The organism is Leifsonia sp. KNZ12-8B (assembly GCF_056755495.1).
In genome coordinates this window covers 1-8,471 of record NZ_JBPGXM010000151.1, presented here as the reverse complement: position 1 = coordinate 8,471, position 8,471 = coordinate 1, and the positions used below count along the sequence as shown (strand labels likewise).

Genomic DNA, 8,471 nt, shown 5'->3' with positions numbered 1-8,471 from the left:
GCGGCGACGTCACTCGTCGCCGCCCGCTCGGTGTTGTCCATGGCCGTGATCATAACGCGGCCGGTCAGCGGTCTTCCTGGGCGCGGCCGGAGCGCTCGCCCGGCCGGTCGGCCTGGAGCTCACTCGCGGTTCCGCGGGAGACGGCGGGCACCGATCCGGTGGCCGGCGAGCCGACCAGCGCCTCGGCGACCTCGATCACGGTCTCCTCGGCTCCGCGCAGGCCGGACTTGGCGCCTGCACCGCCGATCCGCTCCTCCTCGGCCTGCTGGATGGCCGTCTTGGTGCCGAGCTTGATGTTCGGCAGGAAGGCGATGGCGATGATGGAGATGACCGCCAGCGGCACCGCGATCAGGAAGATGTCGGCGACGGCCTGGCCGTAGACCGACTCCACGATCGTGCGGATGCCGCCCGGGAGCTTGTTCACCTCGGGGATGGTGCCGGTCTGCAGCGACTGCAGGGCCTCCATGCCGCTCTTGCCGGCCTTGGTCGCCGCGGCGATCAGGTCGTCCTTGCGGTCGGTGAACAGGTCCTTGACCGTCGTGCCGAGCACGCTGCCCATGACGGACACGCCGATGGTGCCGCCGAGGCTGCGGAAGAACGCGACGTTGGAGCTGGCTGCGCCGAGCTGGCTGGCCGCCACCGTGTTCTGCACGATGAGGACGAGGTTCTGCATGACCATGCCGACACCGGCGCCGAGCACGAGCATGTACACGGACACCAGGAGGTAGTTCGTGTCGTACTCGATGGTGCTCATCAGGTACAGGCCGACGGTCAGCAGGATGGCGCCCACGACCATGAAGGCCTTGTACTTGCCGAACCGGCTGATCAGGTTGCCGACCACGGTCGACGAGATGAGCAGGCCGAAGATCATCGGGAGGGTCAGCAGGCCGGACTGCGTCGGGGTCGCCCCGCGCGCCACCTGCATGTACTGGCCGAGGAACACCGACGTGCCGAACATGGCGACGCCGACCGAGATGGAGGCGACGACCGCGAGCGTGAACGTGCGGTTCTTGAACATCCCGAGCGGGATGATCGGCTCCTTGACCACGAGCTCGGTGACGACGGTCGCGATGAGCAGCAGCACGGCGCCGCCGACCATCCACGCGGTGGTCCAGCTGGCCCACTCGAAGTCCTTGCCCGCGAGGGAGACCCAGATGAGCAGCAGGGAGACGCCGCCGGCGAGGAACACAGCGCCGAGGTAGTCGATGCGGACCTTGCGGTGCGGGCGCTTGGGCAGCTTGAGGGTGAACTGCAGCAGGAGGATGGCGATGATCGCGACCGGGACGCCGACGAAGAAGTTCCAGCGCCAGCCGACGGAGTCGGTGAGCAGACCGCCGATCAGCGGGCCGCCGACCGTGCCGACCGCCATGATGCCGCCGAAGAGGCCCATGTAGCGACCGCGGTCACGCGGGCTGATGATGTCGGCCATGATGATCTGGCTGAGGGCGGTCAGACCGCCGGCGCCGAGGCCCTGGATGACGCGGAAGCCGATGAGCCAGTTGGTGTCGCCCGAGAAGCCGGCGAGCGCCGAGCCGACGACGAAGAGGCCGAGGGCGAGCTGGATGAGCAGCTTGCGGTTGAACAGGTCGGCGAGCTTGCCCCAGATCGGGGTGGAGACGGTCGTCGCGAGCAGGGTCGACGTGACGACCCAGGTGTATGCGGTCTGGTCGCCGTGGAGTTCGGAGATGATCCGCGGCATCGAGGTCGACACGACCGTGCCCGCGAGGATCGAGACGAACATTCCGAGCAGCAGCCCGGAGAGGGATTCGAGGACCTGCCGGTGCGACATCGCCGGCGCTGCGGACCTCTCCTCCGTGGTGACGCTTGCTGACATGTGATTCCTTCACAAAGTGGTTGACTGTTGGCAACCATATATACTTAGGTGACCGAAGTCAACTAACAAACTGCATCAACGCAATATTTCCGACTATGAAAACTTCCTCCATCGCGGCCGCCGAGCTTGGACTCCGCGAGCGCAAGAAGGCGCAGACGCGTGCCGATCTGGAGCGGGCGGCCGTGGAGCTGGCCCTCGACCACGACGACATCGACCGCGTCACCGTCGACGACATCTGCGCCCGCGTGCCCGTCTCGCACCGCACCTTCTTCAACTACTTCGACAGCAAGGAGGACGCGCTCTTCGGCATCCGCCGCGCCTGGGGGGATCCGCAGCTGGTCGAGCGCGAGCTGGCCGAGGCCTACCGCGGCGACGTGGTGGAGAGCGTGATCCGCACGCTGTTCATCGCGCTGCCGAGCGAGACGCAGGACGCGGCGCTGCGCGAGGCGCGCCTCCTGCTCGCCTCGCGCCGGCCCGGTCTGGTCAACCGCAATCTGCACCGGCTCGGGGATCTGCGCGAGGGGCTCGTGGAGGCGGTCGCCGGCTTGATCGCGCGGGAGGCGCCTCCCGCGGCCGACGCGACGGTCGGGGTGGACGCACAGGCCGAGCTGGTCGTGGTGGCCTGCATGGGCGCCGTGCGCATCGCGGTGCGCGAGTGGGCGGCCGCCGGGGCGGACGGACCGATCGAGGGCGTCGCGGATCGCGCGATCGCGATCGCCCGCACGCTCGGCGGCTACGTCTGAGACGCGCCGCCCAGCACGACGGAGACGAGCCGCTCGGCGGCCGCCGCGTCGGTCTCGGTGCGGGCGAGGGCGCGCAGCACGACGGCGCCGACGAGCACGTCACCGAAGTCCTCGATCGCGACGCCGGCAGACAGCTGGCCGGCCTCCACACCGCGGCGGAGGCGAACGGCCAGCTCGGAGGTCGCGCCGAGGCTGTCGCGGATGCGGCGGCCGACGTCGGCGTTCTCGGCGGCGGCCGCGGCGAGTGAGCGGACCAGGTCGTCGCCGCCCGGGCGCTGCAGCAGTCCGAACACGTCGCGCAGCCACGTGGTGAGGTCGGCGCGGAGGTCGCCGGTGTCCGGCGGGAGGAGCGGCTCCGGCAGCAGCAGCCCCTCCAGCAGCGCGTCGGCGACCAGTTCGCCCTTGGAGTGCCACCAGCGGTAGATGGTCTGCTTGCCGACCCCGGCCTCCGCCGCGACGCCCTCGATCGTCAGGTGGTCGTAGCCGCGGGAGCCGAAGATGCGCGCGGTCGCCTGGAGGATCGCGACGCGTGCGGTCTCGCTGCGAACGCGTCCGCTCCGGCCGGTCATGCTCACATCTTACGTTCACCTTTCAATACGAGACGGTGCGTATCATCGAGACGCGGCCGGCTGCCGGGCGCGGAAGGGACTGTGATGGCCGAGCTGCTGTACCGCCTGGGGAAGGGTGCCGCGAAGCGCGCCTGGCTCGTGATCTGCGCCTGGATCGTGATCCTCGGCGTCGCGCTCGGCGGGTTCCTCATCGGCTTCACAGGCCTGACCTCGAGCTTCGACATCCCTGGCACCGCCTCCGGCGCGGTGACGGACGAGCTGGCGAAGAAGCTGCCGGACTTCAGCGGCGCATCGGGCACCGTGGTGTTCCGGACCACCGACGGCGAGCCCTTCACCCAGGAGCAGAAGGACGCGATCGCCGACGTCATCGACGGGACGGACGGCCTCCCCGACGTCTCGGGCGCGGTGAACCCCTTCACGACCGAGCAGCAGCGCGCCGACCAGGCGAAGCAGCTCGGCGACGGCACGGCCCAGCTGGAGGCCGGGCGGACGCAGCTCGATGCCGGCCAGACTCAGCTCGACGCGGGGACGCAGCAGCTCGCGGCAGCGCAGCAGCAGCTCGACACCGGCCGGCAGCAGGCGACGGCTGCCGGCCTCGCGACCACTCAGCTCGATGCCCAGCAGGCGCAGCTCGACGCGCAGAGGGCGCAGCTCGCGGCCCAGCAGAAGACGCTGGACGACGGACGCGCACAGCTCGACGCGAATGCCGAGAAGCTCCAGCGCGGCGAGAAGCTGCTCAGCCTCTCGTCGGGCATCCGGCTCGTTTCGGAGGACGGCGCCACGGCGCTCGCGAGCGTCTCGTTCGACAAGACGCGCCTCGAGCTCCCCGAGGAGTCGAAGCAGGCCGTCATCGAGCACGTCGAGTCGCACCCGATCGACGGGGTCCGCGCCGACTTCTCCACCGAGCTCGCGCAGGGCGTGCCGCAGATCCTCGGCGTCGGGGAGGCGGTCGGCGTCGTGATCGCCGCCGTCGTGCTCCTCGTGATGCTCGGATCGGTGATCGCCGCCGTGCTGCCGCTGGTCACGGCCATCCTGGGCGTCGCCATCTCGGCGGTCGGCACGCTCGCCTTCTCGGGGGTCGTGCAGATGGCCTCCGTGACACCCGTGCTCGGCGTGATGCTCGGCCTCGCGGTCGGCATCGACTACGCGCTCTTCATCATCAACCGGCACCGCAAGCAGCTGCTGCACGGCGCCGACGTGCGCGAGTCCATCGGACTCGCCACCGGCACCGCGGGCAACGCCGTGGTCTTCGCCGGCGCGACCGTGGTCATCGCGCTCGCCGCCCTCAACGTGACCGGCATCCCCTTCCTCGGGCTGATGGGCACGGTCGGCGCGATCAGCGTGGCGGTATCGGTGCTCATCGCGGTCACCCTCACGCCGGCGCTGCTGGGGCTCGTCGGCACGCGCATCCTCACCCGACGGGCCCGCGCACGCGCGCAGAAGCGGGAGGAGGCGCAGCAGCACCGCTCCGATCGCCGGCCGGTGAAGCCGATGCCGACCTGGCGCGCGATCGTCACCGCCGTCGCCGCCGTCGCCGCGCTCGTCGTCATCGCGCTGCCGACGCTGTCGATGCGCGTCGGACTGCCCGACGGCGCCTCCGAGCCGGCCGACTCCACGACCTACCGCGCGTACCACGCGATCGAGGACTCCTTCGGCGCCGGGTCGAACGGCACCCTCCTGGTCTCGGCGACGCTGCCGGCCGGGCTCGACGACGAGCAGGTGCAGCAGCGCCAGGTCGACATCGCGACCACCCTCGCCGACCAGGAGGACGTCGCGGCCGTCGCCCCGATCGCGGTGTCGGACGACAACCGGCTCGCGGCCTTCCAGGTGATCCCGAAGGAGGGGCCGAGCAGCGCCTCCACCGAGGATCTCGTGCGCGACCTCCGCGCACTCCCGCAGATCGACGACGGCATCACCCTCGGAGTCGCCGGTCAGGCGGCGAGCAACATCGACATCTCGGAGAAGATCGTCGGCATCCTCCCGCTGTACCTGGCGGTCGTGGTGGGGCTCTCGCTGATCATCATGATCGTGGTGTTCCGGTCGTTCGTCGTGCCGCTGATCGCGACGGGAGGCTTCGTGCTGTCGCTGTTCGCGACCTACGGCGCGCTCGTGGCCGTGTTCCAGTGGGGCTGGCTGGGCTGGCTGTTCGGCATCCACACCACCGGGCCGATCCTCAGCTTCCTGCCGGTGATCCTGGTCGGCATCCTGTTCGGGCTGGCGATGGACTACCAGCTGTTCCTCTCCACCGGGATGCGGGAGGCGTACGTGCACGGGTCCCCCGCGCGACTGGCCGTGATGCAGGGCTTCCGGGCCGGGCGCTCTGTCGTGATCGCGGCGGGCATCATCATGGTGTCGGTCTTCGGCGGCTTCATCTTCTCGGAGTCGAACATCATCCGCGGCTTCGGGTTCGGGCTCGCCCTCGGCGTGCTGCTCGACGCGTTCGTCGTGCGGCTGCTGCTGATGCCCGCGCTGATGCACCTCGTCGGCCGCGGCGCGTGGTGGCTCCCCCGCTGGCTCGACCGCATCCTCCCGAACGTCGATGTCGAAGGTGCGGCCCTGGAGCGGCAGCACCACCTCGACGGCACACCGGTCGGCGCTGCCGAGGAGGAGCCGGCGCGGGTGTAGCCCCGCCCTGGTCTGTTGCCACAGGCCCGACGGCGGCACCACAATGCCGCCATGAACGCGGCTCGCGCGATCCGCACACCCGATCAGCGGTTGCGCATCTTCGTCAGCTCGACCCTCAAGGAACTCGCACCCGAACGCCGGGCGGCGCGCGCCGCGATCGAGCGACTGCACCTCGCCCCGGTCATGTTCGAGCTCGGCGCCCGGCCGCATCCTCCGCGTGAGCTGTACCGCGCGTACCTGGAGCAGAGCGACGTCTTCGTCGGGCTGTACTGGGAGCGCTACGGCTGGGTCGCACCGGACGAGACGGTGTCCGGGCTGGAGGACGAGTACGACCTGTGCCCACCCGACCTCCCTCGCCTGCTCTACATCAAGGACCCGGCCGAGAACCGCGAGCCGCGGCTGCGCACGCTCCTCGACCGCATCCGCGATGACGACCGGGCGTCCTTCAAGTACTTCGAGTCGGCGCGGGAGCTCGGGGCGCTGCTGGAGGCGGACCTCGCCACGCTGCTCGCCGAGCGGTTCGACCTCGGGCGGATCGGACGCGAGCCGGCCGAGCACCCGGCCGAGGAGCGACGGCCAGAGCCCGAGCAGGCGGGCGCGCCCTCCCTCCCCCGCCCGCTGCCGCGTCCGCTCACCGACCTGGTGGGCCGCGACCGCGAGCTCGGGAGGCTGCAGCGGCTGATCGAGGACGGCGCCCGGCTGGTGACCGTCACCGGCCCGGGCGGCATCGGCAAGAGCCGGCTCGCGATCGCGACGGGCGCGGCGCTCGCGGAGCGCTTCCCGGACGGCGTCGCCTTCGTCGGCCTGTCTGGCGTCCACGACCCGGCGGCCGTGCCCGGCACGATCGCGCAGGCGATCGGCGTCCGCGACACCGGCGAGGCGCCGATCGCGGCGAAGCTGGTAGCGGCGCTGCGCGGCCGGCGGATGCTGCTCCTGCTCGACAACTTCGAGCAGGTGCTGGAGGGCGCACCCGAGCTGGTGGCGCTGCTCGCAGAGGCGCCCGGCGTCTCGGCGATCGTCACGAGCCGCTCTCTGCTGCGGGTCGGGGGCGAGCGCAGCTTCGAGCTGGGCCCGCTGCCCTCCGACCAGGCGGTCGCCCTGTTCGTGGAGCGCGCGCACGCCGTGAAGCCGGACTTCGAGATCACCGCGGACAACGCCGCCGCCGTCGACCGCATCGTCGCCGCCCTCGACGGCGTGCCGCTCGCCCTGGAGCTCGCCGCCGCCCGCATGCGCGTGCTCACGGCGACCGAGCTGTCGGAGCGGCTCGACCGGCGGCTGCCGCTGCTCGTGGGCGGCTCGCGCGACCTCCCGCAGCGCCAGCAGACCCTGCGCAGCACGATCGAGTGGAGCACGCAGCTGCTCGCCGAGCCGGAGCGGCGGCTGCTCGCCCGCCTCGGCGTCTTCGAGGGCGGGTTCACGCTCGACGCCGCCGAGCACGTGGTGAGCGGGGGCGACGAGGCCGGCACGATCGACGCAGCCGGCACGATCGACGGGCTCGACACCCTCGGCGGGCTCGACGCGCTCGTGGACAGCAGCCTCCTGAGCCAGCGCGCGACCAGCGACCGGCCGCGGTTCCGGATGCTGGCGACCGTGCGCGAGTACGCGCTCGAACGCCTGGCCGAGGAGGGCGGGCTCGATCGCGCCCGCGACCTCCACGCCGAGTACTACGTCGATCTGGCCGCCAGGGCCGCCCGGGAGCTGGAGGGACCCCGGCAGGCCGAGTGGGTGCGGCGGCTCGCCGAGGACGACGGCAACCTGCGGGCCGCCGAGCGGCGCCTGCTCGACCGGCGCGACGGGGCGGCGATCGCACGGCTCGCCTGGTCGCTCTACCTGTACCGGTGGATCGCCGGGCGGCTCGGCGAGGTCAAGGCGCTCATGGAGCAGCTGCTCGCCACCGCGGAGGCGGGGACCGACGGCGACGGGCTGGACGACCTCACCCGGGCGACGGCCCTCTACTTCACCCACGCCATCGGCTTCTGGCAGGACCCGGACGGTTCTGTCGCCGTCGGGCTGGCGGAGAGCGCCCGCCTCTTCCACGACGCGGGCGAGCGGCGCGGAGAGGCGCTGGCTCTGATCTCGCTGGCGCTCGCGCTGCTCGCCGCTCCGCAGCCCGACATCCCCGCCGCAGACGCGGCGATGGCGACCAGCCGGAGCCTGTTCCACACGGCGGCGGACGGCTGGGGGGAGGCCATGGCGATGGTGGTCCTCGGACGCGTCGCCCTGCTGCGGCAGCAGGTGCCCGACGCGCTGCGGGCGTTCGAGGAGTCGCTCGCCCTGGCGCGGCAGCACGGCGACGAGCTCGGCGTGAGCATCGCGCAGCACCACCGCGGCTGGGCCCGGCTGCTGCTCGGCGACATCACAGGCGCCTCCGCCGACTTCGCGGCCTGCCTGGACCTGTCGCAGCGGCTGGGCCACACCGACGGGGTCGCATATGCCCTGGAGGGCATGGTCGCCGTCGCGGCGGTCAGCGGCGACGCGACGAGAGCCGGACGGCTGCTCGGCGCCTCCCGCGCACTGCGCGATCGGACCGGGCTGCACAACGCTGCGGCGTTCTCGTTCCACCAGTTCTACGTCGACCGGCTCGCGGAGCAGGGCGAGGGCGGGGCGCGGGGGGCGGGGGCCCCCCCGGGGGGGGGGGGGGGGGGGGGGGGGGGGGGGGGGGGGGGGGGGGGGGGGGGGGGGGGGGGGGGGGGGGGGGGG

5 protein-coding genes are annotated in these 8,471 nt (G+C 72.0%); 3 read left to right on the top strand and 2 right to left on the bottom strand.

Annotated features, from left to right (window positions below):
• Positions 1–64: 64 nt before the first annotated feature.
• The gene (locus ACR9ZG_RS16655; RefSeq protein WP_481285965.1) at positions 65–1,789 is read right to left on the bottom strand and encodes an MDR family MFS transporter; all 1,725 of its coding nucleotides are present in this window, start codon (positions 1,787–1,789) and stop codon (positions 65–67) included.
• A gap of 140 nt (positions 1,790–1,929) precedes the next feature.
• Between ACR9ZG_RS16655 and ACR9ZG_RS16650 the strand changes: the two genes are divergently transcribed.
• The gene (locus ACR9ZG_RS16650) at positions 1,930–2,577 is read left to right on the top strand and encodes a TetR/AcrR family transcriptional regulator (protein ID WP_481285964.1); all 648 of its coding nucleotides are present in this window, start codon (positions 1,930–1,932) and stop codon (positions 2,575–2,577) included.
• On the opposite strand, the gene ACR9ZG_RS16645 is transcribed toward ACR9ZG_RS16650, so the two are convergent.
• The gene (locus ACR9ZG_RS16645) at positions 2,568–3,146 is read right to left on the bottom strand and encodes a TetR/AcrR family transcriptional regulator (protein ID WP_481285963.1); all 579 of its coding nucleotides are present in this window, start codon (positions 3,144–3,146) and stop codon (positions 2,568–2,570) included. The genes ACR9ZG_RS16650 and ACR9ZG_RS16645 overlap by 10 nt on opposite strands.
• A gap of 84 nt (positions 3,147–3,230) precedes the next feature.
• On the opposite strand from ACR9ZG_RS16645, the gene ACR9ZG_RS16640 reads away from it, so the two are divergent.
• Both ACR9ZG_RS16640 and ACR9ZG_RS16635 read left to right on the top strand, forming a co-directional pair.
• Entirely contained in the window at positions 3,231–5,771 is a 2,541-nt protein-coding gene (locus ACR9ZG_RS16640) for an MMPL family transporter (RefSeq protein WP_481285962.1), read from the top strand.
• Between the two features lie 51 nt (positions 5,772–5,822).
• Positions 5,823–8,471 (top strand): ATP-binding protein (locus ACR9ZG_RS16635; RefSeq protein WP_481285961.1); only part of this gene is annotated, 2,649 nt, incomplete at its 3' end.